Origin of the sequence: Streptomyces sp. NPDC056231 (assembly GCF_048270745.1) — a bacterium.
Classification (GTDB): Bacteria; Actinomycetota; Actinomycetes; order Streptomycetales; family Streptomycetaceae; genus Streptomyces.
Window position 1 is genome coordinate 1 of the sequence record NZ_JBLVKW010000096.1, and the last position, 26,312, is coordinate 26,312.

General features: G+C 67.2%; 20 protein-coding genes and 4 pseudogenes. 14 read left to right on the forward strand and 10 right to left on the reverse strand.

From position 1 onward, the window contains the following. Positions 1–585: 585 nt before the first annotated feature. From ACNPQM_RS38575 to ACNPQM_RS38585, 3 genes are all read right to left on the reverse strand, one after another. The gene (locus ACNPQM_RS38575; RefSeq protein WP_418087622.1) at positions 586–846 is read right to left on the reverse strand and encodes a hypothetical protein; all 261 of its coding nucleotides are present in this window, start codon (positions 844–846) and stop codon (positions 586–588) included. A 147-nt stretch (positions 847–993) separates the two neighbouring features. Further along, a complete protein-coding gene (locus tag ACNPQM_RS38580) occupies positions 994–1,398 on the reverse strand; it encodes an actin-binding ADF family protein (RefSeq protein WP_418087623.1) in 405 nt (134 codons plus the stop codon). A 388-nt stretch (positions 1,399–1,786) separates the two neighbouring features. After that, on the reverse strand, positions 1,787–2,095 hold the full coding sequence (locus tag ACNPQM_RS38585) for a plasmid stabilization protein (RefSeq protein ID WP_418087624.1): 309 nt from the start codon (positions 2,093–2,095) through the stop codon (positions 1,787–1,789). A gap of 537 nt (positions 2,096–2,632) precedes the next feature. Here ACNPQM_RS38585 and istA point away from each other — a divergent pair. From istA to ACNPQM_RS38600, 3 genes are read left to right on the forward strand one after another with little or no spacing between them, the layout of a single operon-like run. After that, positions 2,633–3,898, forward strand: coding sequence for an IS21 family transposase (istA, locus tag ACNPQM_RS38590; RefSeq protein WP_418087625.1), 1,266 nt, complete (start codon positions 2,633–2,635; stop codon positions 3,896–3,898). Next, the gene (locus ACNPQM_RS38595; protein ID WP_418087626.1) at positions 3,898–4,227 is read left to right on the forward strand and encodes a hypothetical protein; all 330 of its coding nucleotides are present in this window, start codon (positions 3,898–3,900) and stop codon (positions 4,225–4,227) included. The genes istA and ACNPQM_RS38595 overlap by 1 nt, the downstream gene beginning before the upstream one ends. Beyond that, on the forward strand, positions 4,202–4,729 hold the full coding sequence (locus ACNPQM_RS38600; protein ID WP_418087627.1) for a DUF6328 family protein: 528 nt from the start codon (positions 4,202–4,204) through the stop codon (positions 4,727–4,729). The genes ACNPQM_RS38595 and ACNPQM_RS38600 overlap by 26 nt, the downstream gene beginning before the upstream one ends. Here ACNPQM_RS38600 and ACNPQM_RS38605 read toward each other — a convergent pair. Both ACNPQM_RS38605 and ACNPQM_RS38610 read right to left on the reverse strand, forming a co-directional pair. After that, positions 4,701–5,542 (reverse strand): annotated as a pseudogene (locus ACNPQM_RS38605) (HARBI1 family protein). The gene ACNPQM_RS38600 and the pseudogene ACNPQM_RS38605 sit on opposite strands and share 29 nt — an antisense overlap. A 297-nt stretch (positions 5,543–5,839) precedes the next feature. Further along, on the reverse strand, positions 5,840–6,052 hold the full coding sequence (locus ACNPQM_RS38610; protein ID WP_418087628.1) for a hypothetical protein: 213 nt from the start codon (positions 6,050–6,052) through the stop codon (positions 5,840–5,842). 327 nt (positions 6,053–6,379) lie between these two features. Here ACNPQM_RS38610 and ACNPQM_RS38615 point away from each other — a divergent pair. The 8 genes and pseudogenes from ACNPQM_RS38615 to ACNPQM_RS38650 all read left to right on the forward strand — a co-directional run. Then, positions 6,380–6,571 (forward strand): annotated as a pseudogene (locus ACNPQM_RS38615) (XdhC family protein); the annotation flags it as partial. Between the two features lie 422 nt (positions 6,572–6,993). Then, on the forward strand, positions 6,994–7,344 hold the full coding sequence (locus ACNPQM_RS38620; RefSeq protein WP_384052204.1) for a PRC-barrel domain-containing protein: 351 nt from the start codon (positions 6,994–6,996) through the stop codon (positions 7,342–7,344). Positions 7,345–7,439: 95 nt separating this feature from the next. Continuing rightward, on the forward strand, positions 7,440–7,610 hold the full coding sequence (locus tag ACNPQM_RS38625) for a hypothetical protein (RefSeq protein WP_418087629.1): 171 nt from the start codon (positions 7,440–7,442) through the stop codon (positions 7,608–7,610). A 256-nt stretch (positions 7,611–7,866) separates the two neighbouring features. Continuing rightward, a complete protein-coding gene (locus tag ACNPQM_RS38630; protein ID WP_418087630.1) occupies positions 7,867–8,007 on the forward strand; it encodes a hypothetical protein in 141 nt (46 codons plus the stop codon). A gap of 167 nt (positions 8,008–8,174) precedes the next feature. Then, positions 8,175–8,447 carry a hypothetical protein gene (locus tag ACNPQM_RS38635; protein WP_418087631.1) on the forward strand — a complete coding sequence of 91 codons (273 nt, stop codon included), beginning with the start codon at positions 8,175–8,177 and terminating at the stop codon, positions 8,445–8,447. Between the two features lie 380 nt (positions 8,448–8,827). Then, positions 8,828–9,232, forward strand: a complete 405-nt coding sequence (locus ACNPQM_RS38640; protein WP_418087632.1) for a hypothetical protein — start codon at positions 8,828–8,830, stop codon at positions 9,230–9,232. Between the two features lie 50 nt (positions 9,233–9,282). Then, positions 9,283–10,467: an MFS transporter gene (locus tag ACNPQM_RS38645; protein WP_418087633.1), complete on the forward strand. Its 1,185-nt coding sequence runs from the start codon at positions 9,283–9,285 to the stop codon at positions 10,465–10,467. 375 nt (positions 10,468–10,842) lie between these two features. Further along, positions 10,843–11,562, forward strand: a complete 720-nt coding sequence (locus ACNPQM_RS38650) for an IS6 family transposase (protein ID WP_418087634.1) — start codon at positions 10,843–10,845, stop codon at positions 11,560–11,562. A gap of 75 nt (positions 11,563–11,637) precedes the next feature. Here ACNPQM_RS38650 and ACNPQM_RS38655 read toward each other — a convergent pair. Continuing rightward, positions 11,638–11,709: pseudogene (locus ACNPQM_RS38655) on the reverse strand (IS6 family transposase); the annotation flags it as partial. 276 nt (positions 11,710–11,985) lie between these two features. On the opposite strand from ACNPQM_RS38655, the gene ACNPQM_RS38660 reads away from it, so the two are divergent. The 3 genes from ACNPQM_RS38660 (at position 11,986) to ACNPQM_RS38670 (ending at position 19,961) form a co-directional block, all read left to right on the forward strand. Beyond that, complete coding sequence (locus ACNPQM_RS38660; RefSeq protein WP_418087635.1) at positions 11,986–12,942, forward strand: histidine kinase; 957 nt, start codon at positions 11,986–11,988, stop codon at positions 12,940–12,942. Then, positions 12,939–13,592 (forward strand): response regulator, encoded by a 654-nt coding sequence (locus tag ACNPQM_RS38665; RefSeq protein WP_418087636.1) that lies wholly within the window; start codon positions 12,939–12,941, stop codon positions 13,590–13,592. Before ACNPQM_RS38660 ends, ACNPQM_RS38665 begins: the two co-directional genes overlap by 4 nt. Before the next feature lie 234 nt (positions 13,593–13,826). Continuing rightward, positions 13,827–19,961 carry an RHS repeat-associated core domain-containing protein gene (locus ACNPQM_RS38670; RefSeq protein ID WP_418087640.1) on the forward strand — a complete coding sequence of 2,045 codons (6,135 nt, stop codon included), beginning with the start codon at positions 13,827–13,829 and terminating at the stop codon, positions 19,959–19,961. A gap of 292 nt (positions 19,962–20,253) precedes the next feature. Here ACNPQM_RS38670 and ACNPQM_RS38675 read toward each other — a convergent pair whose 3' ends face one another. The 4 genes and pseudogenes from ACNPQM_RS38675 to ACNPQM_RS38690 all read right to left on the reverse strand — a co-directional run bounded on the left by ACNPQM_RS38675 (position 20,254) and on the right by ACNPQM_RS38690 (position 25,633). Further along, positions 20,254–21,006 (reverse strand): group II intron maturase-specific domain-containing protein, encoded by a 753-nt coding sequence (locus tag ACNPQM_RS38675; protein ID WP_418087637.1) that lies wholly within the window; start codon positions 21,004–21,006, stop codon positions 20,254–20,256. Positions 21,007–22,154: 1,148 nt separating this feature from the next. Then, positions 22,155–22,340, reverse strand: a pseudogene (locus ACNPQM_RS38680) (hypothetical protein); the annotation flags it as partial. A 22-nt stretch (positions 22,341–22,362) separates the two neighbouring features. Beyond that, positions 22,363–25,041 carry a Helicase associated domain protein gene (locus ACNPQM_RS38685; protein ID WP_418087638.1) on the reverse strand — a complete coding sequence of 893 codons (2,679 nt, stop codon included), beginning with the start codon at positions 25,039–25,041 and terminating at the stop codon, positions 22,363–22,365. A 136-nt stretch (positions 25,042–25,177) separates the two neighbouring features. Continuing rightward, positions 25,178–25,633 carry a hypothetical protein gene (locus ACNPQM_RS38690; protein WP_418087639.1) on the reverse strand — a complete coding sequence of 152 codons (456 nt, stop codon included), beginning with the start codon at positions 25,631–25,633 and terminating at the stop codon, positions 25,178–25,180. Positions 25,634–26,312: the final 679 nt, after the last annotated feature.

Genomic DNA, 26,312 nt, shown 5'->3' on the forward strand with positions numbered 1-26,312 from the left:
CAAGAGGCCCTGCTGCTATGCACGGCCGAGCCTTGATCGCCCGAACGAGTCCCGCTTGGACGACAGTTCGAGCAAGCCCCCTGCCTTCCGGTTTGGGAATCGCTTCTCACAGCAGGCTGGACGTCATCGTCACCGACCGCCTGGATGGCGGGCCCTGCTCGCGGTGCTGTGCCGGCCGTCGGGGACGCGACGCGACACGACACGACACGACACGACGCGACGCGACACGACGCGACGCGACACGACGCGACGCGACGCGACGCCCATGCTGCGCGAGACGGCAGGGACAGGTAAGGACTGGTCGGCCTCGCGGGCAACTGTGTTTGCCATCCAATGACCGTGGCACTCGGATGCGGGGAACGGCCGAGCCGTCGCTGTAAAGCTGGCGGCCCAGGGTATGGAGGTGGGGATCACCTGGCATCGAGACCGGGCGGGCGCCGAGGAAACGGCGCGAGAAGTCCGGGAGAAAGGCCGCAGTGTGCACTCGTGACGGGACGCAGAACGGCCGAGGCCGCACCCACACCGCGGCTGGCAGGTCGCGTCGAGCACGCAGCGGTACTGCCTGCGCCTCCGCATTCCCGGTGGTCACAGGGCAATGCCCCTCTCTCTCGACCGGTGCGAGGAGCTGGGCTCCTCTTGCTTATGACCGGTCTTGGCATATCGGTGCTCCTGGAGTGCCAGGAGGTGTTCGGCGAGTCCGGCCAGCTCCGCTGCCGCGGTGTAAATCTGGGAGACAAGCGCTGTGACCACCACCGCTGCTTGGTCGGCGCTGTAGAGACTCGTTCCGTGCTCATTGAGCGGCTCGACAGCGTGGCGCGCGGGTTGGGGGAGGGGTCGCCGTTCCACTCTGCGTCTCTTCTCGTGTTTAGCGTGAGGATCAACGATCAGGCTGCCAGACTCGGCATCGGTCATCCGGTCAGATACCTGTGCACCGTCCGTGGCGGGTTGGCGTGACCGTGCTGTGTTCTGGAACGCAGCCGAGGAGGGGGCGGGTCAAGAGGTCCGCGAAACGAGTTCCTCGTACCCCAAGTCGGATGGGTCCGTGGTTTGTACATAGACCTGGACACCGTCGAGTAGATTGCGGAGTGTGTTGCGACTGGTCGAGTGCGCGATCTTCTGCTCGATCTCTGCGGCCTCGGGACACCAGGAGATCAGCACGATCTTGTCTTTCCGGGCCCCGTTCGCCGTCGCAAAGACTAGGTCGTAGACGACGAACCGAGTCTCGGCGGCCGGCAGGGCCTGCAGCAGTTCGTCGTGCGTCAGGTTCCCCTTGAAATCGGGGATGACGGTCTCCAGGTTGTCGCTGAGCCGGTAGATCACTGTGTTGACGTTCCGCTTCCTCTTCAGCTCATGAAATGCCTCGATGCAGCTGTCTTCCACTGGGATACCACTGCTCACGACAAGTCCTTCTGTTTCGCCGACCCGTCAGCCGCCCGGGCCTCCAATGCCAAGTGCCCCGCCGCCGTCATCCTTGCGTACATCCATCGTTGAAGAGGGCCGATTGAGCTCATGCGGGCCGAGGCCCTCTTCCCCGAAATCATCCGCATCCTTCACGCTTTTGACGTGAGGCTGTCAGGGAAGAACGTTCGGCCCATGGGCCCTGCTGTTGTGCTCGCGTGTCCCACCAGAAAGCGAGGTAGAGACTCCGCTCATTTGGGGAGAGAGCCCGCGATGGCCGGAGCCAGGCTCCGTAGCGCAGCCCCGTCTCCACGCAGACACCGCACTGTGTTGCGTACATTGGGCAGTCATCCACTTCCGGGCCGCCTCCACCCGCAGCGCACCTGATTCAACGGCCGAGGGCTTGGCGCAGCTGTTGCTTGTTCATGTTTGAGCGGCCGTCGATGTTCTTCTTCTTGGCCTCTTCGTACAGCTGGTCCTTGGTGGGTCCCTGTGAGTCGCTGTGCGAGCGTTGCCCGCCACGCTGAGCGGCGGACTTGGGGTCGCGGGTAGAGGTTTTGCTCGAGGACTTTGCCTCGCCCGAGCGTGCACGTTCTTTGTTGACGGTGCGCGAGGCAATTTCCTTCGCACGCTTCTCGGCGCTTTCCTTGATGTGTTCGTACTGGCGTTCACGCTTAGGGCTGGATCCTGCTGGCATGACTGACGCTCTCGTCTTTGCTTTGGTCGACGACGCCGGGCACACGGGAGAACGCTGTTCTCCAGGGCATGGCTTGCACACCCGGCTACCTCAGTGCACGCGCAAAACCTGCCGCCCGCGACACGAGTGAACGCGAAGAACTTCTCTTACTCAGGATGCAAAGTGAGAAAAGTGACAGGGGGACACAGCGGCGCTGCGATGCGGTAGAGCTGAGCCGGACCGCAGGGTGAGGGCATCAGCCTGACCCGCCGATGGTGATCCGCAGCCCGGCGCAGAGTGACAGGACGATCAGTTACGGGGGTGGGACGGAGAGTCTCGGTGTGGCCTGTCCGGCGGTCGTGTCACAGCGCCGGAGGGCGCAGTACAGGGGTTCGGGCTGTCCTGGGGGACGCTCTCTTCAGTGCGGATGTGCTGGCGGTGTCCGGTCTTTCGGCAACGGGTGAAACGAGGGCCACGGACGGCGGATGAAAAGTGAGCCACTCTGCGATCTCTTGATCATCCTGACTTCACTGGTGCTGAAGTCGGGAGGAAGAGAGGGTGATCCACGTGGAGGACTGGGCTGAGATCCGCCGGATGCACCGGGTGGAGGGGCTGTCGGCTCGGGCGGTGGCCCGTCAGCTGGGGATCTCCAGGAACACCGTGCTGCGGGCGCTGGCCTCGGACCGTCCGCCGCGGTATCGGCGGGCGCCGAAGGGCTCGGCGGTGGACGCGGTGGAGCCGGCCGTGCGGGAGCTGCTGAAACAGACCCCGACGATGCCCGTCACGGTGATCGCGGAGCGGGTCGGCTGGGAACGGGGGCTGACGATCCTGCGGGAGCGGGTGCGTGAGCTGCGGCCTGCTTATCTGCCGGTGGATCCCGTCTCGCGGACGGTCTATGAGCCGGGTGAACTCGCGCAGTGCGACCTGTGGTTCCCGCCCGTGGACATCCCACTCGGTTACGGCCAGAGCGGGTGTCCGCCGGTGCTGGTCATCGTGTCCGGTTACTCGCGGGTGATCACGGCTCGGATGCTGCCCTCACGGCAGACGGGCGATCTGATCGACGCCCACTGGCGGCTGCTGACCGCGTGGCGAGCCGTGCCGAAGATGCTGGTCTGGGACAACGAAGCCGGAGTCGGCAGGGGGCGCCTGACCAGCGAGTTCGCCGCGTTCGCGGGCCTGCTCGCCATCCGGGTGCACCTCTGCCGGCCCCGGGACCCGGAAGCGAAGGGCCTGGTCGAACGCGCGAACGGCTACCTGGAGACCAGCTTCCTGCCCGGCCGCCTGTTCACCGGCCCTAACGACTTCAACGCCCAGCTGACCGCCTGGCTGCAGATCGCCAACCGGCGCCATCACCGCTCGATCGACGCCCGGCCCATCGACCGCTGGGAGAGCGACCGGGCGTGGATGCTCGCCATCCCGCCCGTCGGCCCGCCGCACTGGTGGCCGCTTCGCACCCGCCTGGGCCGGGACCACTACATCCGAGTCGACACCAACGACTACTCCGTCCACCCCCGCGCGATCGGCCACATCGTCACGGTCCACGTCGACACCGAGGAGATCACCGTGACCTGCGGTGACGACCTGGTGGCCCGTCACACCCGCTGCTGGGCCAAACATCAGAGCCTGACCGACCCCGAGCATGCCGCGGCGGCCCGGAACCTGCGCGGTGAGGTGATCCACCAGCAGGCAGCCCGAGCGGCCACCGCCCGAGCTGCGGCCCTGGCCCCCGACAGCCTCGGCATCGAGGTCGAACAACGCGAGCTGGGCTCTTACGACCGCATGTTCACCCTCATCGAGGGCGGCGGCGGGAAGGAGGACACCTGATGGCCCGCACCACCCCTCCCGCGAAAACGCACCCCACGGCCGACACGGGCAAGCCCGACGGCCAGGGCGCCCGCACGGGCCGGCAGACCGCCGCCGACCTGGCCTTCCTCGCCCGTGCCATGAAGGCCCCGGCCCTGCTAGACGCCGCCGAGCGCCTGGCCGAACGCGCCCGCACCGAATCGTGGACCCACACCGAGTACCTGGTCGCCTGCCTACAGCGCGAGGTCTCCGCCCGCGACTGTCACGGCGGCGAGGGCCGCATCCGCGCCGCCCGCTTCCCTGCGCAATTCCGGAGGTGGGAAAATGACGGACGCCGAACGCTCGCGTGACAGCGCTCTTCCCGGAGGGGACAGGGACCACGGCTTCGGGCGGCACGAGACGACCGAGGAGCGGGCCGACCGTCAGTGGACGGAGATGCTACAAGAGGTACGGGTAGCGCAGACCGGGGCGCAGATCTTGTTCGGCTTCCTGCTCAGCGTCGTCTTTACGCCCCGTTTCGAGCAGCTGAGCTCGTTCGACAGGAATCTCTACGTGGTCACGGTCGTACTCGGCGCACTGGCGACCGGTGCGCTGGTCGCGCCGGTCTCCTTCCATCGCACACTTGCCGGTCACCGTCGCAAGCCTCAGCTGATCCAAGTGACGGGGCGTCTGATCGCCACGGGACTTACCCTTCTTGCAGCTGCCATCATCTGCGCTGTGCTTCTCCTTCTCCGGGTCGCATTGGAAACCGGCTTCGCCTGGGCTATCGCGGGGGTCGTACTGATCTGGTTCGCATGCTGTTGGCTGACCTTGCCCCTCATTCTCAAGCGACACCTGGAACGCGCGCAGTGACCGGCGGTTCTCCGGGCCGGCCGGGATCGAGGCTGACGGGTCGCAGCGCTTTGAAGGTGGTCTTGAGCAGGGAGTTGGCTCGTTCGCACACGCCGTGGACGCCTCGGATGACCTTGTTGTAGGCCTGCTGGGCCTTGGTCAGCTCGCCGTCCGCTGGCCTCTTGAGCGGATGGCGGGAGCCGTCTCCGACGTTTTGTACCCGAGGTCGACCAGGGTAGGCATGTCCAGCTCCGCCGCGAGGCGGTTGAGCACGTCGATCAGGCCGTGCCGACGGGCGCAGGTGGTGTCGTGCTCGCGGCCTGGGCGGACCGGCGAGACCCAGATCGGCCAGCCGTCCGGAGTGGAGATGACCTGCACGTTCCCGCCGTGATGCCGGTGCTTGCCCGACCATCACAGGTCCGCATCGCTGGGGCCGGGGGCCGCGACCCGGTCGGTGCGGACCACGGTGCCGTCGAGGTTGAGATGCGTCAGCCCGGCCGTCTTCGCCCGCTCCAGCGCGGTCTGCAGGTCCGGTGCCGCGGCGGCCAGTACGGTCAGTTTTTCGTGCAGGTACCGGTAGGCGGTGGAGGACGACAGGCCATTGTCCCGGGCGAGTTGGGCCAGGCGGGTGCCGTCCAGGAACCAGTGCAGGACGAGCACGGCCTGACGGAAGCAGCCCAGAGCGCGTCGCCCCCTGCGGGTGCCGATCACTGCACGGTGGTCGCGCAGCAGCCGGGCCAGGTGCTCGGCGGTGGACCGGCGGACATCGAGAACGGCGGTGTACGTGACTCCGGTCGACACGTGAGGCCCCTCGGTCGGATTTTTCTGTCGCAAGATCGTTCCTACCAGGGGCCTTACGGCTGCACGGACTTGACGGCGACAGGGGCACAGCACAGCTCGGCGATCACAACAAGTGACGACCTGGTTACCGGGAAGGGGTCAGTCGTCTACCGGCTCCGGATGCAGGGCGGCCGCCTTCACGGCCATCTCCAGCTCGTACCGGGACACCCCGGCGGCCTAGGCATGCGCGGTCACCGCGGCCTGGAGCCGTGTAGCTGCCTCGCGCCAGGGCGGCCGCGCCTCCTCCGTGTACGGTTCGGCTTGCGCTGCGCCGCGACGGCGGGCCGTGAGTCAAGCCGCGTCCCATTTGTGAGCGCGGCCGCCTTGCCACTCGACCATCTGCGGGTCGTCGATCAACGTCTCTGTATCCGGGAGACCGGCCCGGCGCAGGAACTCCACCAGGTCCCGGTCATTGTGGGCAAGCCCGAGGATCTTTCCGTACGCGGTAACCTGCCGGCCTCCAGTTGGAGACGGCCGGTGTACGACAATTGGAGCAGCGACCATGCCTCCAGGCTGCAGCAGTGTGTTGCTCACAGCACACCGAGCGCGGTGTCCGAACCCTCTCATCGCCTGGCCGGTAAGCTCGCCGGCCATGCCCATACCGAGACCCGCATAGGCCACCCCGCGCAGTGTGAGAGCCACCGCCGTCATGGCTGCCGTATTCAGCGACCACCTGGCAGCCGACACGCTCCGAGGTTGCGACGACAAGCCGCGCCTCCTGGCCTGGCTCACAGGAAACCTCCGCTGAGGGCAGGACGGATCGCGGTGGTGGCGGCTTCTTTCGGGCCCCACCTTGGCAAGGAGCCCCGTCTCCCGGACGGGGGGCTGGGCGCCGGGGCGGTGCTGCTGGTGCTCACCCACGACCACAAGTTCGACATCCCACTTCTGGAGCTTGCGTTGCGGACGCCCGAGTTCGCGTACGTTGGTGCCATGGGCTCGCGACGGACGCACGCGCAACGGATGCAGGCGCTCATCGAGCGCGGTATCCCCGCCGAGCAACTCGCACGCCTCGCGTCGCCGCTACGGCCGTCCGGTCCGTCTGGGCAAAAACCTCACCCAGCCCATGACCAGGATTCTCGCCGCCTGCGCCGCCTGCCGGCTGCTGGAGCACCTTCACCGGCCCGAATCGGGCTACCGGCCCGGACCGCAGGCCGGTCATGACCGGCGAGGGCGCCTGAGCAGTAGACGCGGCCCAGGCGTCCAGGCCGTTCGTACAGTGGCGTGCTCCACCTGGGCGCCATGAACCACGCCCGCTCCACGGTGTGTGGGTCGACGGCGGACGGGACGGGAGCTGGAGTGAGTGGCGGGGAGGCGACGGCCTGCGATCAGGCGTTCTCGAGAGCATGCACCAGCGGTCAGAGTAAAGTGAGGAGGTGGCGCTTGGCTATTCCTCCTATCGGATGCAGTGCCTGCGGGAGGCGCGGGCCGGCCGCAAGGAGCAAGGCATGATCCATTCAGCCGACATCCGTGAGTGGCGCAACCGGGACGTGATCGATCCCAAGGGACGCAAGATCGGAGCCCTGGAAGCGGTCTACGTGGACACCACCACCGACGCGCCGACCATGGCCACCGTCCGTACCGGACTGCCGACTCGGCACCGACTGGTCTTCGTGCCCCTCGACGAGGCAACGCTGGGTCCCGGGTACGTGAAGGTGGCGCACGGGAGAGGGCTGGTGAGGAAGGCGCCGTCCATGGGCATGGATGACGTCCTGCCGGTCGAGCGGGAAGAAGAGGTCTTCAAACACTACGAGAGGCCTTACGAGCGCGGTACTGGGCGCCGCCTCGCACGCCGCTGACCAGCCTCCATCGCAGGAGTGCCGAAGCCCGACCAAATCGCTGGTCACAGCGGGGGGCTCATCGCCCGCAGCAGAGGCTTGAGGATGTGCTCACCATGGCGCTTTTCCTGTTCCTGATCCTCGTGGCCATCGTCCTGGGAATCATCGGCGCAGTGGCGGAGGGGCTGTTCTACCTCCTGATCATCGGCATCGTGGTCTTCGTGGCAGACCTGGTCCTGTTCGGTATGCGCCGGTCCCGGCGCTCTCGTCGACACTTCGTCCGGTGATGCCACTACTGTCGGCGACCCAGTACGGGTGAGAAACGGCGACGCGAGCGAGCGCCGTCTGTCGTGGAACTCCCGCTGGACGAGGGCGGACACCAGCGCCTCTGTCCGGCCGTCGCATCAGTCGCCGACAGCAGTTGGCGCGGGCTCGGATCGAACCCCAGACGTCAGGTCCGTGGATGAGCTCTACGTCCGCCTTCCGTAGGGCCGCGACATGCCCGTTCCACGCTGCGGCCCGCCGGAGCACGGAGGTGCTCCGGTGACGCATGCGAACGCCCCCTTGAACATTGAGGGTTTCCTCGAAGTGCCGCAGTTCCTGAAGCGGTACGCCCGCCCCGGTGTCGAGGCGGGCGCCGCGTACGTCGCCGCGTCTGACCCCGCCGCCCGCCGTCGGGGTTGATCACAGTGGCCTACGGAACGTTTCCGGAGTATTCCTGCGGCCTCGCAATGCCTCAAATCATGCGGTTCGGTGACATCATGAGTAATGAATTCCGCGTCATGACGGTCGTCCGACCAGGCGACACCTGAGCCTCTTCCTGCCTGTCAGCACGGGAAGGCGGTGAGCACGTGAGCGACACCGAGCAGGAGCCCACTGCGTCCGAAGGAACAGAGGCGCAGACCACCCCCGAGGAGTCACCGGCCACGACTGAGGCCAGCCCTGCAGAGGGCGAAGAGCCGACCCCCGAGGCGGCGGAGACGCAAGCAGAAGAACCCGCCCCCGCCGTTGAGGAGACCGGGGCTGAAGAACCGGCCCCCGCCGGTGAGGAGACCGGGACCGAGGAACCGGCCCCCACTGCGGCTGAGGAGACCGGGGCTGAAGAACCTGCCACAGAGGAGTAGGAGAAATGCTGTGCGCGACGGTCGTCGCGCACAGCCACGACGGCAGTCTCGAATGCAGGCTCGGAACGCCCTTCAAGCGGACTCGTCGGCATCCGGCTCGCTGCCCCGTACGCATCGGCCACGCATCCCGCCGCGCGAGGGGCAGAAGTCCGGATGCCTGCAGCACCGCCGGTGCCACCGCGGACGGGTCTCCGCTGGCCACCCACCGGAAGCGGGCCACCATCATCATGTCGTCGACGCTCTCCCGCACGAACCCGTCCACGATGCCAAGACCGTCCGGGCGTTCTTGCAGCACCACATCGCCCGGCTCCGCATCATCCGCGATCTGCTGACAGTCCGCCGAGTCGCGGCAACCCGAGAACTCGTACACCCAGTGGCCCATGCCTGCCATCCTGCCGGGAACACCGAGCACCCCACTGATCAGGCACGAAGGCGGTGGAGTGGATCCGCCCGAGGGGATCAGAGGCATTGCCGATCACACAAGTCCGCGGCCCGGGGGCCTGGAGCCGTCCGCGCAGCTGCAGCAACTCGTCGTCGTCCCCACGCGCAAGCACCTCTCCGAGCTGGACCGGCTGCGCCGCTCGCCGCGCGACATCTCCCTGCGGTTCGGCCAACTGCGGATCAGGCTGAACGACCACGATCGGATGGCTGAGCACACCGTCGCCAGGATGACCGGGCGGCAGCGGCGTATCTGCGGGCACTTCGGTAGGCAGCCCGTCCCCATGGACTGGTACTTTCCGACTGACCAGGCCACCATCATGGGTCGGGAGCCGGCAACCAGGTGACTTCTTCAGGCACGTCAACGGCTGTGGCACGGCGAGCGCTTGGCGCGGTCTTGGCAGCCGAGGCGGTGTCGGTCGCGGGAAACCGGATCGCCCTGATCGCGATTCCCTGGTTCGTGCTGGAGACCACCGGTGATCCCGCACGGGCCGGGCTGAGCGGGGTCGCCTACTTCGTTCCCGTGGTGCTGGCCGGGCTCTTCGGCGGCCCTCTGGTGGACCGCATGGGGTTCATCCGCAGCAGTGTCCTTGCCGACCTGGCCAGCGGCGTGACAGTGGCCGCGATCCCGGTCCTGTACATGCTGGGCCACCTGCCGTTCTGGCTGTTGCTGGTCCTCACGTTCGCCGGCTCGATGCTCGACGTTCCAGGCACGACAGCCCGCCGCTCCCTCGTGCCCGACCTGGCCGAAGCCGGCGGTATGCGGCTGGAACGGGCGATGAGCGCGCACGAGACAGTGATGCGTGTCGCCCAGCTCACCGGCGGATTGCTCGGCGGCGTGCTCGTCGCAGCTCTCGGGTCAATCCTTGTGCTGTACATGGATGCGGCCAGCTTCCTGGTATCGGCCCTGATCGTGGGACTGGCTGTGCCCCGAGCATCGCCTCGCAAGGCTCCGCACCTGTCGAAAGGCACGTCACGGTACTTCGCGGAGCTCAGGGAAGGGCTGCGATTCATCCGCGAGGACACGTTGCTGCCCCGGATCCTCGTGGTGTTCATGTTCGCCAACATGGCCGACAACGCCCTGTTCACCGTGCTGCTGCCAACCCTGGCCAAGCAGGTGCTCGACAACCCGCTCGCCCTGGGGCTTTCGGTCGCCGCCTTCGGCGCCGGCGCCCTGACGGGCGCGATCCTGTTCGGCGCAATTGGGCACCGGTTCCCCCGGCACGTAATCCTGACCGCCGCGTTGCTGATTTCCGGAGCCCCGAAGTTCTTCGTCATCGCCGCGATGCCCGGAACTCCCACGCTTGTCGTCACCATGGCTCTCGCCGGCATCGCTGCTGGACCAGTGAACCCGCTGTTGACCGCTGTCCAGTTCAGCCGTATTCCCTCGGAGCTCCGGGGACGCGTGTCCGGCGCGATCATGGCCGCGGTTGTGGCCGCGGTGCCGCTGGGTATTTTCGGCGCCGGCGTGCTGGTCGCCATGACCAGCCTCACCACGGCACTGCTCGTGATCGCGGCTGGTTATCTCCTGGTCAGCCTCTATCCCGCATTGCATCCCGCGTGGCGAGCCGCCACCCCATGACCAGATCGGCGGTGGCCGGGCCGCCGCCGGCCGCCGCCTCGCAGGCGGCGGCCACCGAGACTGGGCCGCTAACCGCCTCGCCAGCACCCGAGCCCGAACCGAGGAACCAGTCAAGGCCAGCTGACATAGGGCCGAATGACCGCCTGCAGGTCCGGCGGAACAGGGCAGGAACGCGTCGCCTGTGCTCTGCGAGCTCTACCATCGTCCACGTCAGGGGCCTCCCCCTGAGTGGTGGACACGCTGATACTGGATCTGTTTGATCCGGAGGAAGCGAGAAGACCGCCGATGGCGATGAAGGACTACTCGGACGGGCGCTGTCACGTTGGCTGGCTCGTGGGATGATCTTCGGGTTGATCACGTTGGGGGGAGCCGTCCGTGGTGGGTATACCGCCGTCGTACAAGGGGCACCGATACCCGGTCGAGGTCATCTCGCACTGTGTGTGGCTGTACTTCCGGTTCCCGCTCAGTTTCCGTGAGGTTGAGGAGCTGATGCTCCAGCGTGGTGTCGCCGTCTCCCACGAAACGGTCCGGCGGTGGTGCGCCAAGTTCGGGCAGGACTACGCCAACGCGCTGCGCCGCCGTCGGCCCCGCCCCAGGGACAAGTGGCATCTGGACGAGGTCTTCATCAAGATCAACGGTGAGCAGAAGTACCTGTGGCGGGCGGTCGACCAGGACGGCGATGTCCTGGACATCCTCGTGCAGGACCGCCGGGACAAGGCCGCGGCCAGGCGCTTCTTCCGTACACTCCTCAAGAAGACCGGTGCCGTGCCCCGGGTGATCGTCACGGACAAGCTCCGCTCCTACGGCGCGGCTCACCGCGAGGTCATGCCCTCGGTGGAGCATCGCTCGCACAAGGGCCTGAACAGCCGGGCGGAGAACAGTCACCAGCCCACCCGGCAGCGTGAACGTGCGATGAAGGGCTTCCGTTCTGCCGGCGGGGTGCAGCGGTTCCTGTCCGCGTTCAGTGGCATATCACCCCACTTCCGGCCCCGACGCCACCTGATGACCGCACACGACTATCGAGCCGAGATGACCATCCGCTTCGCCATCTGGGAGCACATCACCGGCGCCACCGGCCAGCCCAACACGGCCTGAACACGGCTCACGAACCCGCCCCACCAAACCCCGACACACCGTCAGATGTACGCGCGCCCAACAACGTGACAGCGCCAGCCACACGCAGTGGGAGATCACCTCGACCGGGTACCGGTGCCCCTTGTACGACGGCGACGCGCTCCCCACCGACGATCCCCTCCACCATGATCAACCCGAGGATCCTCCCACGCCATCCGCCAACGTGACAGTGCCTACGGACGGGTTCTTCACTCACGAGCGTCATTGCGCCCGGCCTACGCGAAGGGCCACGTCAGCGGTAGGCGCGGGACCGAAAAGATGGGTGACAGCATGTATGGAATCGTCGATCACGGTCGACAAGACTTGCTCCGAAAACGGCTCCCCGGTCCGAGGGAGGTCGACGCTGTGCCGAAAGCACCGACCGGGGCAAGGGGGAGATGGGGCGTGTCGCTGTTCTGGCGGATGTTCCTGTCGAACGCCGCAGTGCTCATGCTCGCAACCGGGCTGCTCGTAGGCCCGTGGGTCACGGTGTCCAGCCCGGTTCTCATGCACGAGACGCTTGTGCTGGGCGGAGGCCTGATCGCGATGCTGGTGGCCAACGCTCTGCTGTTTCGCATTGGCCTCGCTCCTCTGAAGCGTCTGACCAAAGCGATGGCGGATGCGAATCTGTTGGAGCCCGGTCAGCGCACCCGGGTCACGGGAGGCGGCGAACTGACGGAGCTGACGGAGACGTTCAACGTCATGCTCAGCCGGCTGGAGACCGAGCGGGCCGAGAGCAGCTGCAGAGCCCTGTCGGCGCAGGAGTCCGAGCGCCGACGGGTCGCCCGCGAGCTGCATGACGAGGTCGGCCAAACCTTGACCGCCGTCATCCTGCAGTTCAAGAGCCTCGCCGACCGCGTTCCGAGGGCCCTGCACGAGGAAGTCATCACCGCGCAGGAGGCAGTACGGAGCAGTCTGGACGAAGTGCGGCGCATCGCCCGCAGACTGCGGCCGGGCGTGCTCGAGGACCTCGGCCTGCCCAGCGCCCTCAGGGCCCTCGTGACGGAATTCTCCGCGCCCGGCGTCACCGTCAGCCACCGGGTGGACGGCTCCCTGACAGCGCTGGGAGCGGAGGCCGAGCTCGTGCTGTACCGCGTGGCCCAGGAAGCCACGACAAACGCGGCCCGCCACTCCGGGGCGAGCAGGATCGATCTCAAACTGCGTGCGGCCGGTGCGCGGGCCGTGGAACTGACGGTCAGCGACAACGGCAAGGGCTTCCACCGGGCAACGGAGGGGGCAGGACTGCAAGGCATGCGCGAACGCGCCCTTCTCCTCGGCGCGACGCTCACCCTCGGCTCCCACGGTTCTGGCGGCACCACCGTACGGCTGCGAGTCCCGCTACCGACGGGCGGAGCCATATGAACACCCCTGTACGCATCCTCCTGGCCGACGACCATGCCCTCGTACGACGGGGCGTACGCCTCGTCCTCGAGTCGGAACCGGACCTGACCGTGGTCGGCGAGGCCGACGACGGCGCCCACGCGATCGAGCTGGCCCGGGACGTGGACGCCGACCTCGTCGTCCTCGATGTCACGATGCCGCGTATGACCGGGCTCCAGGCCGCCCGTGCCCTGGCGAAGTCCCGGCCTGACCTCAGGATCCTGTTCCTGACGATGCACGACAGCGAGCAGTACTTCTTCGAGGCGCTGAAGGTGGGCGCCTGCGGATACGTCCTGAAGTCGGTGGCCGACCGGGACCTGGTGGACGCCTGCCGGGCGGCGATGCGTGACGAGCCGTTCCTCTACCCGGGCACGGAGACCGCGCTGATCCGCCACTACCTGGACCTGGTCCGGCGCGGCAAGGGCCTGCCGAGGAAGCCGATCACCGAGCGCGAGGAGGAGATCCTCAAACTCGTCGCCGAGGGCCGCTCATCGAGGGAGATCGCCGAGCTGCTGGTGATCAGCGTCAAGACCGTCGACCGCCATCGCGCCAACCTGCTGCAGAAACTGGGCATGCGCGACCGGGTCGAGCTCACCCGCTACGCCATCAGGACCGGCCTCATCGAGCCATAGCCGGCGTCGGGTGCCGCCGCCTCCCAGACCTCGCTGGCCCAACCGTTGTCTTCCAATGGGCCGGCGTCGGTCCGGTGCCCCATGCACCGGATCTCGTACCACCATGCACTGATACATGTACAAGGGGAAAACGTGAAAAGCCACATACCGGCGCTCCCCCCAGGGCGTCGCGGACGGTCAAGACTCGACCGGTCCAGAGGTCTGCGCGGCACCGCGGTCGGCGTCGCCCTGCTGATGTCCGTCTCCATGATCTACGGGGCGGAAGCCGCTACCGCCGCCCCGGCCGCCCAGGCGCAACAGAAGCCGGCCGCACAGCCGGTCACCGCCGCGGCCGACATCACCTCGGCGCGCGTGGCGGCCCGCCTGTCCGGGCAGCGAGTGGAGGCGCTTTCCGAGCGGACCGAGACGTCGACCACCTGGGCCAACAAGGACGGCTCACTGACCACCGAACTGTCCGCCGGACCGGTCCGCTTCCAGGACCCGGCCACGGATGACTGGCGCGACATCGACGTCGAACTCGCTGCGCAGCAGGACGGCTCGGTTGCCGCCAAGGCCCACCCGCAGGGCCTGACCCTCGCCGGCAAAACCGGCACGCCCGCACGATCCATGCGAGCGGCCCAGTCCGCCCCGGCCACCGACCTGGTCACCCTCGGCCAGGGAGACGAGCAGATCACCCTCCAGTGGCGGGGCGGCCTGCCCGCACCGCAGCTCGACGGCACCCGCGCCACCTACGCGAACGCGGTCCCCGGCGCCGACGTCTTGGTCGAGGCCACCCGTACGGGCTTCGAGCAGTTCGTCGAGATCAAGGAGAAGCCCGCCGACGGCTTCTCCTACACCCTGCCGCTGCGGACCAAGGGGCTGAAGGTCGAACAGCAGGCCGACGGCAGTGTGCTTTTCACCGACAAGAAGTCCAAGAAGACCGCGGTCATGCCCACCCCGGTCATGTGGGACGCGACGGTCGACCCGGTCTCCGGCGAGCACACGCGCCGGGTCAAGGTCGCCATGAAGGTCGTCAGGACCAAGGGCGGCGTCGACCTCGGCATAACCCCGGACGCGGGATTCCTCGCCGATCCGGCGACGACGTACCCGGTGACGGTGGACCCGTCCACCTCGTCCCTGTCGAACGTCTTCGACACCTACGTCCAGCAGGGTGAGACGGTCGACTGGTCCAGCGACGTCGAACTGGACCTGGGTAACCCGGGCACCAAGAACGCCGACGGCACGTACCGCACCGCACGTTCCTTCATCACCTGGAACACCGCCCCGATCGCCGACGCGCTGGTGATGGACGCGAAGCTGTCGCTGTGGAACTTCCACTCCGGCAACTACACCGGTACATCGTGCCCCTTGCAGCCGTGGGAGGTGTGGTCCACCGGCGCCCCGTCCACGTCTTCGCGCTGGGCCGCGCCCAACCAGCCGGCGTGGATCGCGAAGAAGGCCACGTCCTCGGAGACGAGGGGCAATTCCTCCTGCACCACGCAGCCGGACGGCTGGATCAACGCCAATGTGACGACGATGGTGCAGGAATGGACGTCGGCCAAGGCGACCAAGTCGCACATGGGTCTGCGCGCCTCTGACGAGACCATCACGGGGCAGTGGAAGCGGGTCAACTCCGCCAACGCCGCGTCCAACCCGCCGAAGCTTGTGGTGACCTACAACTACCGGCCGCGCACGGGTACGAAGCAGGAGGCGGGTCCGCCGTACTTCTCCTATTCCGGCGCCTATGTGGTCAACACTGTGACGCCCACGTTGCGTGACACGTTCGTCGACCCCAACGGTGACAAAATCCAGGGCTCTTACCAGATCTTCGACTCCGCCACCGACACCCAGGTCGGTGCCGTGCTGCGGTCGGCGTTCGTGCCGTCTGGGAAGCCCGCTCCGGTCGTCGTGCCAGCCGGTGTGCTGACCAGCGGCAAGACGTACAAGTTCCGCAGCACCCCGTACGACGGCACCCACTACAACCTGGGCTGGTCGGAGTGGAAGACCTTCACGGTCGACACCACGGCCCCGTCAGCACCTACCGGCATCACGTCGACGCACTACCCGTCGAACGCGTGGGTCAAGGGCGCCGGCCAGGCCGGCACCTTCACCGTCACCCCGAACGGCACCGACCACAACTGGCTGGAGTGGTCACTCGACGGCGTGACCTGGACCAAGGTCGCCACCGCCGGCTCCACCGCCGCCAAGGCCATCAGCGTCACCCCGCCGAAGGACGGCACCCACACCCTCCAGGTCCGGCAGGTCGACAAGGCCGACAACAAGTCCGAGCCCATCGACTACACCTTCCACGCCGGGCCGGGCGGTTTCATCCAGCCCTCCGAAGGCGAGCGCACCGCACGCCGGCTGCCGCTGGCAGCGGAAGCCGACGCGGGCAAATACAACTCCGTCTCCTTCTCCTGGCGGCGCTCGGAAGCCGATCTGTGGGTGAAGATCCCCGCAGGTGACGTGACATCCGGCGGTACGCCACTGTCTGCGTGGCCGGTGCCGATGAGCAGTGGCAAGAACGCCACGCTGGTCTGGAACGCCACGAGCACGGTCGACCCGGACGGCACGGTTCAGATCAAGGCCGACTTCACCGGACCGGGCAGTGCCTCCGGCAGCACGGAGCCGCTGACGGTCGTCGTCGACCGCAACGCCGGCGGTGCCGCCACCCAGGGAGTGGGGCCGGGATCGGTGAACATGCTGACCGGCGACTTCGGCCTGTCGGCCACGGATGCCTCCGTCTTCGCCTTGTCCGTCACGCGTACGGCCTCGTCCCGTACGCCGGACAAGGGCGCCACCCAGGAGGGACAGGCGCCGATCTTCGGGAAGGAGTGGGTGTCGGGCACGACCGCCGAGATGACGGCGTCCGACTACTCCCACATCCGCAGGATCTCCGACACGGCCGTGGCCGTGGTCAACTCCGGCGGTGAGGAGACCCACTTCACCGCGAACGCGGCCAAAACAGGCTGGATTCCGGAGCCGGGTTCGGAGGACCTGACCCTCAAGGGCAGCGTGAGCGGCAGCTTTACGCTGTCCGACACCGAGGGCACGGTCACGCAGTTCACCAAGCCCGATCCGGCCGTGCCGACCTGGCAGGTCTCCAGCACGCTGCTGGACGGGCTGTCTAACTCCACGACCACGGTGATCTCGCAGAAGACCACCTACAACGGCAAGGACGTCGCCCGGCCCAAGTGGGTCATCTCGTCGACGTCGGCCGCGACGGCTGCCGCGTGCACCGCAGATCCGGCCACCAAGGGCTGCCGGGTCCTGGAGTACCTGTACCCGCTGACCACCACCGCCACGGACACCGAGTTCGGTGATGTGGTGGGCCGGGTCAAGTCCATCCGCCTGTGGGCCACCGAGCCGGGGGCCGCAAGCTCCAAGGTCCTTGCGATCGCGTCGTACGCGTACGACTCTCAGGGGCGGCTTCGCGAGACCTGGAACCCGCGTATCTCCCCTGTGCTCAAGACGCAGTACGAATACGACAGCGCGGGCCGCGTCATCAAGCTCACCCCGCCCGGCGAACTGCCCTGGACCTTCACCTACGGCAAGGCGGGCAACGCCCCCACCGCCAGTGACGGCATGCTGCTCAAGGCCACCCGCGCGGGGCTGAAGCAGGGCACCGCCGATGTCGAGGAGGGCACGGCCGCCACCAGCATTGTCTACAACGTGCCGCTCACCGGCACCGCCGCCCCGAACAAGATGGGCGCGTCGGATGTGAAGGCATGGGGCCAGCTCGACGCGCCGACAGACGCGACCGCGGTCTTCCCGGCCGACGCCGTGCCGTCGTCGCACTCCGGCGGCTCGCTGACCGCGGCCGCCTACAAGCGGGCCGAGGTGCACTACCTGGGTGTATCCGGCCGTGAGGTCAACTCCGCTACCCCCGGCGGTCATACCTCCACCACCGAATACGACCGCTTCGGCAGCGCCGTCCGCGAGCTTTCAGCCGCCAACCGCGCCGTCGCCCTCGGACTGACCGCCGACGACAAGGCCACCCAGGCCGACCTCGGCATCACTCAGCTCACCAGCGCCGAGCGCGGCGACCTGCTGGCGACCCGCTCCGTCTACAACGAGAACGGAACCCGCATACTGGAGGATTTCGGCCCGCTGCGAAGGATCGATCTCACGGCCGATCTCAAGCAGGGCACCACCACGCTGGTCTCGGCGGGCACCTCGGTCACGGCCCGTACGTGGACGGTCAACGAGTACGACGCGGGCCGGCCCACGGACGGCACCGCCACGGTCAAGGACCAGATCACCAAGGTCACCGTCGGCGCCCAGGTGCGCGAACACCCCTCCGTCCAGGGCGAGACCCGCGTCGATCAGACCGTTTACGACTGGGTCAAGGGCCTGCCGACCAAGACGATCAAGGACCCCGGCGGTCTGGCGATCACCGAGACCACGGAGTACGACAACCAAGGCCGTACCGTCAAGCAGCTCCTGCCCGGCGCGACGGGCACGGACGCGGGGACACGCGTGACCACGTACTGGTCCGCGACCGGGACCGGCGCCTGCGCCGGGCGCCCGGAGTGGGCCGATCTGGTCTGCTCGGTCGGACCCGCCGGTGCGATCACCGGTGGCGGCTCCAACCCGACGGGACTGCCGACCACCACCACCGAGTACGGTTGGTGGGGCAACGCGGTCAAGGTCACCGAGACCGCCAATGGCGTCACCCGTACGACGGCCACGACGTACGACGCCGCGGGCCGGTCGATCAAGACCGCCGTCACCGGCGGGCTCGGCCAGGCTGTACCGGAGGCCACCACGGAGTACGACCCGGACAACGGCAAGGTGGCCAAGACCACCTCGCTCACCGGCGGCACGATAACCAAGGCGTACGACAAGCTCGGTCGCCAGATCGCGTACACCGACGCCGACGGCGGCAAGACCACGACCGAGCACGACCTGCTCGACCGGCCGGTCAAGTCGACGGACACGGTGCCATCGACGGTCACGTACACCTACGACGCGGCCATCGAGCCGCGAGGTCTGGCCACCAAGACCGCCGACTCGATCGCGGGCACCTTCCAGGCCACCTATGACGCGGCCGGAGCCGTGGTGTCCGAGAAGCTGCCCGGCGGCTACACAGTCAAGCAGACGAACGACCCCACGGGCTCCGCCGCCGACCGTACGTACACCCGTGACAGTGACGGCACCATCGTCTACTCGGACACGGTGACCGAGTCCATCCACAGCCAGGTCACCAGCCATGCCGGCTGGTCTGACCAGAACTACGGCTACGACGCCACGGGCCGCCTCACCACGGTCGAGGACACCACCGAGACGGTCTGCACGCGCCGCAGTTACGCCTTCGACGCACGCAGCAACCGCAAGTCCCTGACCACGGCGACAGCCACGCCCGGCACCGACTGCCTCACAACCGGAGGCACCTCCGCCAACTCCACGTACGACAGCGGCGATCGGCTGGTGAACTCCGGATACACTTACGACGCGTTCGGCCGTACGACCGCCCTGCCGGGCAGCACCATGGGCTACTACGCCAACGACCTGGCGTACCAGCAGATCTCCGACGGAAAGCGCCAGACCTGGCAGCTTGACGCGGCCCTGCGGTTCCGCTCGTGGAAGGTGGAAACGGGCAGCGGCTCGACGTGGACGCAGACCGCGTCCAAGCTCAACCACTACGCCGGCGACGGCGACAACCCGCGCTGGGTCGTGGAGGACACCGCCACGGGGGCGCTGACCCGTAACGTCGTCGGGGCCTCCGGCGACCTTGCGGCGACCACCACCAAGACCGGTGACACGGTGCTGCAGTTCACCACCATCCACGGCGATGTGGCGCTCCAGCTCCCGCTGGACACGGGCAAGGCCCCGGTGGCACTGGACTCGGACGAGTACGGCAACCCGCGCCCGAGTCAAGAGCCGACACGCTACAACTGGCTCGGTGCCAAGCAGCGCTCCAGCGAAACCCTCACCGGACTTACCCTCATGGGCGTCCGCCTCTACAACCCCACCACCGGCCGCTTCCTCTCCATCGACCCCGTCCCCGGCGGCGGCGCCAACGCCTACGCCTACCCGGGCGACCCGATCAACAAGTACGATCTCGACGGCCGGGTCGTCCTGGCGAAGTACAACAAGACCTCCAGAAGCTGCTCGGTCTGGTACGGCAGGTGCGTCATCAAGATGAGCAGGCTGAAGGCTTGGCAGGCCTCGTATCAGTTGAACGCCGGCGCGACCGCGTGGGCCGCCGCAGCGTTCATTCTCGGAGTAATACCCGGTGGTGGAATCATAGGGGCCATTGTCGGCATCCTCGCCGGAGTGATCGTCTGGGTGGCGTCCAACATTCAGCGGGTGCTGAGTTCATGGCCGAATCGCGGCGTTAAAATCACCGCGTACGCCTACGGGAAAATTTCCATAACGCATCAGTAGCTTCACGCGCCACCTGATGGCCGGTCGGAGGTCTGATCTCTTCAGACCTCCGACCGGCCGACCAGGGGCGGGACCACCGCGTGAAACCTGTCCGAGCCCTGGAAAATAGAGAAGTCGAATGCCTACGATAATTTATGTCCTCCCGTATCTCTTGGCAGCGGCCATGCTGGTCGTTGCGGCATTTCGCGAGCGGCGTGCCGGGAGTCGGTGGGCCGGAGTCGAAAACCGCGCATACGCCAAGATGTTGGTGATACCGGTAGGCGCCGCCGCGATCGGCGCAGTCATCGGATCGTCAATCGCTGTTGCCATGAACGACAACCCCCATATTGTCCTCATCGGACTCAATGTCAGTTGGGCGATTTTGGTTGCAGGGGCACTTGTGAGGCTCGTGAAGAAAGATCTCGGCCTTCTGGTGTGCACAGGGATCGGCGTCGTGGTCGCCGTTGTCTCCTTCTTTTTCGCACAAGGGCTCATGTGAGGGGAAGAAGTGACGTTCAGTAGGGTCGGGGACTGGCGCAGTGGCCTGTGAGCGACCGGGAATGGCACGCTTGCGATTGTCGAAGATCGCGAGCCGCTCATGGACGTAACTGTCGATCGTGGAAAACTTCCCGGCCGAGTTGCCCCAGCGGAAGTACGCCGACCAGCCCCGCAGCACCGGGTTGAGGTCGGCGACCACGGCCGCCAGCGGCCGTCCCACCTGGCGGCGATCGGTGGCCGCGCGGATCTTGTCCCGCAGCACCCCCATCGCCCGCTTGGACGGCCAGCGTTGCAGGTAGAACCTGCCGCGCCGACGCCACGACTCCACCTTGCGGTGGTGGAAGCGTCGGGTAGCGGGGACGCATTGCTGCGCCCCCGCCCCCTCAGAACCGGGCGTGCCGCTGGCATGCAAGGCGGGTCGGTAGCCGAAGGCTGTGCCGCCGCCGTTGAGCGCGGCCGCGATCTGCTCGATGTAGTCAACAAGAGTGCCGATCTCGAACTCCACGTCCCCCTCATCGCCCCATACCCCAATCTGCCCGTCTTGGGGATCGAGGAAGAAGCCGGACATGGAGCTCCTTCGGCAGTCGACCGATCCGGCGCGCGGGCTCCACCCTCAGCTCGCCGCTCTCCACCGGTGCCACAGGAGAGTGAGGCGGATACCGCACCGCTCGCGCATGGCGAGGAGTTGTCGTCGGCGGGCGGCGGTGAGGCGGTCCCCGACAGCACCCCAAGACGAGGAGCCGACCCACCGACGGTCATTCCGTTAGGAGTTCTAAGAAATCGATCACGAGCCAGCCGTGCCGTGGACGTCCCGTCAGGCTGATTTTGTACGTGCGTGCTGGGCAGCGCCGCTGATGCCCCGTACGACCGGTCATGGCGGGGAGAGCCCTGGCTGCCTGAAGCGCTCGGGGGACGGCATGATTGGCTCATGCCAAAGGGGCGGGTAATCACAGTCGGCGGTTATGCCGCGCTCACACTGCTGTGCGCGGCAGCGGCAGCATGGACAGTGTTCACCGGCATCGCGCGGCTGAACCTGTTGGGGAACGCTGTGGAGGTTCGACTTGCAGAGTGCCACCGCGAGGGCGGAGCACGGAACACAACCCACACCGCATGCAGTGGCCCATCACAGAACACCACGAACGCGCGCACCATAAAGGTCAGGTACAACGGCCACCAGGGCGAGACCATCCGAGCTGCACAGAAGCCCTGGGGAAGCTACGAAGCGGTGGACACAGGCTTCGCTTCATGGGGGATCGCGGTATTGATGCCCGTTTTGCCGCTCGGGGCGACAGTGGCTGCGGGGGCCTTCGCCGTCAGAGAATTTCGCCGAGCGAGGCAACCAGCACAGTGAGGCTGCCCGGGGTAATGGCGGTGACGGGCAGTTCGAGCAGCACGCAGAACTGCTCCCACTGCTTGCAGTCGGCGGCGTACCTGTCGGACGTGTTCTTCGGCCGGAGGTTCTTCTCGTGCTGGGCGGATCGCTTCTCCAGCTCCTGGAGCTTGGCGAGCGCATCGGGGGCTGAACGCCTCGACGGTCCCCGCGACCGGACCGGCCGACGCCGACACCACCACGGTGGGCGTCACGACGCGTCGAACGTCGGTGCTCGTCTCGGTCTGCATCCATGATGCTTGTCCTGTTTCATTCGATCTTGCCGTCCCTCGATGCTGCGGCCTGTACGGATGTAACGGCTTGTGAGACGGATTCAGCCGTTGATTTCAGAGGGCGTTTGATCTAGGCAGATTGCCCTTTCTGCCCTGGTAGGTTCCTCGCCAGGTGGGGGTCGTCTCGTCCGTTATGCGCTTGGCGAGATTGTCGATCGACGCGACGTGGATCATGGCTTCGGAGCTGGCAGGGAGGGTCTCGTAGTCGCGGGCGAGACGCCGGTGCGTCATGATCCATTGGCAACGGCCCTGGTTGTTCACCTCATGGAACCCACTGCATGCCCAGCTTCCGCAGTGTGTCCTGCTGCTCCGCGGTGAGTTTGTCCCGTCTCGTTTTGGTGTTGGAGACCCATACGCCCAGTTTCACGATCACGGGTTTCGTCTCGCCGTTGACCGCGATCTCTTCGCTGTGGCCGCGCGGCACCGGCCGGTCCGGCCCTTCCCGCTCCACCCACTGTGCGAGGGCTGTCAGGCCGCGGTGGAATGCCTGCTGCGCCTTGCTCGGGCCCTTCGCCGGGCGGATGGCCGCAGGGGCGGGAGACGGGGCCTCAGTGGGCTGCACGCCCAGCGCGATCAGCCGCTTCTGCTGTTCGGTGGACAGCTGTGCCCAGTTGCCCTGTTGGGTCTGCCGCTTCAGCCACCGTCCGATGTCGTCGCCGTCCATCAGCACTCCGGGAGCGATGTCGGGCAGGTGGCCGCTTGGTTCGTCGGCGGCGAGGTCGGCGAGGACGCGGTAGTGGCGTTGCCAGTCCAGCGGCCATGGGCAGTTCCAGTCCGGGTCGATCTGCGTCAGCTGCGCCGCGCGTACGGCGGCCCGCTCGGGGTCTTTCCCGAGGCCGTCCTTCCGGCGGAGGTTGGCCATGTGCTGCCCGACGGGCACCAGGCCCTCGGCCTCGTTCTCGCCCCATACCGCGTCCTGCCGGGGTGCGAGGTGCCCGGTGGCCCGCCGGTAGGAGCGCAGCGCGGCGAGCTTGTTCTCCCAGGCTTCCTCGCCGGGCTCCCACACCATCCCGGCATCCGGCGCGTCCAACAGGGTCTTGCGCCGTGGCTCCAGCTCCCCGGCCCGCAGCGCTTTGCGCTGCTGGTGAACCCACCTCCCCAGCGGAAAATCCTTCGTCACGCCCACCGCCACTTCAACGTCGTAGGGGACGGCGTACAGGCCGGTGATCTCGTTCTCTTCGCGCCACCGTCGCAGGGCTTGGTAGCCGTCCAGCCACACCAGGGACTCCGGTCGGTAGACCCGGGTGCGTAGGAAGGCCGCGATGGTCGCTGTGTCCTTGGGAGAGGAGAAGTGGAGCAGGGCCGCGTCGGCGGCGGCGTGGGTGTCGTCCTGGTCCTGGTCCTTGCCGTCACCCTTGCCGCTGGCCCCGACGATCCGCCCGTTCTCGTCGCGTCGGACGTGGATCTTGCGTTGTCCGCTGGTGAGGGCGCGGGAGGCGAGCTGTTCAAGGAGTCGTTCATCGTGGCTGCGGAGGCCTTGGAGTACGGCTACTAGGGGGCGGAAGCTGGCGGAGGCGATCATGTCGGTCGGGTCCTCGCCGGGCTCCAGGAAGACCGGCACGATGATCCTGGCGACCTTGGTACTGCCGTCGCGGTTGAGTCGCAGTGCCCGGCCGATGTTCTGCACGATCTCGACCTGCGAGCCGCGGGTGTCGGCGAAGCAGACGGCTTCGACCCCGCGTTCGCCGGTGATGTCGACGCCTTCCCCGAGCACGCGACAGCTTGCGAGGAAGGCGCGGTGCACCCGGCGGCCGGCCGCGTCGATGCCGCCTGCGAACTGTCGCAGGACCTCGCGTCGCTCGCTGACGAGGTGGTCGCCGCACAGCCACGCGGACCAGACCCGGTCCGGGGGTACGTGGCGGCCGGTCTCCAGCTCGTAGAACTGCGCGTCGATCGACGACTTCGGGAGTCGGTCCGCGGCCGCCAGGTCGTCGTCGGAGGCGTCGTTGACGTACAGCTCTGCGGCGGTCTCCGGCAGCTTCTCCGCGAAGGCCGCGGCCTCCTCGACTTTCTGGTGGAAGGTCATGACGGTGCGCAGGTTCCACCTTGCCGCGTGCTCCAGGAGCGCGGTCTGCAGGAGCGCGAGGCGCCGGCCTCGCAGTGCTTCCTCCGACAGGCCGAGGGCCGGCGAGGGGTCGCGGATCTCCAGCACGTCGATTTCGAAGCCCGCGAGGATTCCCCGCTCGATTGCCTCGCTTAGCCCGAGCTCGGCGAGCCATGGCCCGTAGGTTTCGGAGTCCTGGCCCATCGACGCGAGTTCCAGCTCCTGGCCGTCCGCGCCCTTCTGTGGCCGGGGTGCCGCGAGGATGCGCGGGGTCGCGGTGAGGTACAGCCGGAAGTCCGCCGGGATCCGGGCGTTGTCGTGGATCGCTGCCCACGGTCGTCCAAGGTCACCAGCGGTGCCGTGCGCCTCATCCACGATCGCGAGGTCGAAGCCGTTCATCCGCTGTCCGTAGAGGCGCTCCCCGCCCGCCAGAGCGGCCTCCAGCGGCCCGCGAACCTTCCGCTGGCCGATCGGCGCTTCGGCGTCCTCACGGTCCACGAGGGAGGCGTACGTGGCGAATACGACGACCGGCCCGTGCCCGGCCCACAGGGCGAGCTGGATCGGGTTCGTGGTGCTGCTTACCCCGAGCTGCTCCAGAACCTCGTCCTTCTCCAGCGAGCACACCGCGACCATGGGGGAGCGGTGACCCACCAGGCGCCACGCCTCAGCGGTCTGCGCGAGCAGGTCCAGGGTCGGGACCATGACGAGGATCCGGCCGCCCGGGAAGCACTCCAGCGCGCTCGCGGCGCCCGTGATCGTCTTCCCTGATCCGGTCGCGGACACGATCGTGCCCCGCGCGCCCTGAGCGGGCACGGATGACCTTGCAGGGAATCCCACCCACTTCCGGAAACTCGACTTCTGATCGACCTGATGCTCCCGAAGCTGGATTCCGGGCATGAAGAAATCCTCTTCCGGCTCGTCTTATTATTTCTGTTGCAGTAAATTCTAGAATGATCGAAATGGTGGGACGGAATGATGCAGTTCATTCAGCAAGACGACTTTTGGGGTCGGTTGTGCCAGCATCTCCTGCGGGTCACCATCCTTCCTCGGATGGACCGATGACGGCCCATCCGAGGCGCTGCGAGAGGTGGTGAGCGCGCTCGTCCTCGCCCGGACGTACGTGGACGTACACGGTGTGCCCCACCGCTGGTTCGTATTCAGCAGTGGAGTTGAAGCAGGCCTGCACGCCTGTCCTCGCACCCTCAGGTCCCAGACCCAGCTCCGGTACCGCCGGCCAGGCAACCCCCATCCAGGCAAGCTGCCCCCACACCGCCTCTTCCAGCAACGACACCACTCCGACGAGTGCATCCCTGCCCACCCCCTCCTCCTGCTCGGCAGAGAGCCTCACGGGCAGCAGGCGCTCCAGCGCCAGAGCGTCCCTGGGCAGCTCTTCACCGTGAAAGAAGGAATCCCCCGACGAGTACGTAGCCTCAGGGAAGAGCTCATGCGCCCTCAGAACACTGTCGAAGCGGGCCAGTTCGGCATCCACATAGACCGAATCGTCACCAGACCCGCTGCATCGAACCAGAGCGAAAGCCCCCTGAACCGCCTCCGCAGCGTTGCGCGTCCGAAAAACGGGGTAAGCCACACTGCTTCCCATGCACGCACTTCCCGTCCAGATCGAAAAGACCAAAATACCAAGGCCTAACGGAGCACCTCAAGGGAAGGGGTGTCTCGTGTTTCCGCCAACGGTACATGCTGCATCAATCAGATGCACCCACTACACTGAAACCCGACACGAACGAGCAACCCCCTCCCCTCATAGCCAGCCAAGCCCGCGTAGCGGGCTTCAGGTCCTGGAGGCGCAGCCGGAAGGACCCGGGGTGGGGGAGCGCAGCGGACACACCCTCAGACGGTCACGAAGTGACCGTCAACTCCCTTACCAAAACAAGCCGGATTCCCGCACCTAACATCCCGCCAGACCGGGCCCCCGCGCAGCGAGGCCCACCGGCCCGCAACGCGGGCCGGCCCCCTCAACTCCAGGAGCGCAGCGGAGGGAGTTGGCCCGGCACAGCCGGGCACGCCACGCGAAGCGTGGCGCAGACTCCGTGAAACGGAGTCAACTCTGGTGCGAAGCACCAGAGTCCGCACCCGCGGAGCGGGTGCGCAACCACCATGCGAAGCACGGTGGTTCGCTTGCACATCGCGCAGCGATGTGGTACCCGCTC

Coding starts and splice junctions, on each gene's coding strand:
- ACNPQM_RS38585 (WP_418087624.1), bottom strand. CDS start 2,095: ATGCCAGCAGGATCCAGCCCTAAGCGTGAACGCCAGTACGAACACATC.
- ACNPQM_RS38595 (WP_418087626.1), top strand. CDS start 3,898: ATGGCCCGCACCACCCCTCCCGCGAAAACGCACCCCACGGCCGACACG.
- ACNPQM_RS38600 (WP_418087627.1), top strand. CDS start 4,202: ATGACGGACGCCGAACGCTCGCGTGACAGCGCTCTTCCCGGAGGGGAC.
- ACNPQM_RS38610 (WP_418087628.1), bottom strand. CDS start 6,052: ATGGTCGCTGCTCCAATTGTCGTACACCGGCCGTCTCCAACTGGAGGC.
- ACNPQM_RS38620 (WP_384052204.1), top strand. CDS start 6,994: ATGATCCATTCAGCCGACATCCGTGAGTGGCGCAACCGGGACGTGATC.
- ACNPQM_RS38625 (WP_418087629.1), top strand. CDS start 7,440: ATGGCGCTTTTCCTGTTCCTGATCCTCGTGGCCATCGTCCTGGGAATC.
- ACNPQM_RS38640 (WP_418087632.1), top strand. CDS start 8,828: ATGCCTGCCATCCTGCCGGGAACACCGAGCACCCCACTGATCAGGCAC.
- ACNPQM_RS38665 (WP_418087636.1), top strand. CDS start 12,939: ATGAACACCCCTGTACGCATCCTCCTGGCCGACGACCATGCCCTCGTA.
- ACNPQM_RS38670 (WP_418087640.1), top strand. CDS start 13,827: ATGTCCGTCTCCATGATCTACGGGGCGGAAGCCGCTACCGCCGCCCCG.
- ACNPQM_RS38675 (WP_418087637.1), bottom strand. CDS start 21,006: ATGTCCGGCTTCTTCCTCGATCCCCAAGACGGGCAGATTGGGGTATGG.
- ACNPQM_RS38685 (WP_418087638.1), bottom strand. CDS start 25,041: ATGCCCGGAATCCAGCTTCGGGAGCATCAGGTCGATCAGAAGTCGAGT.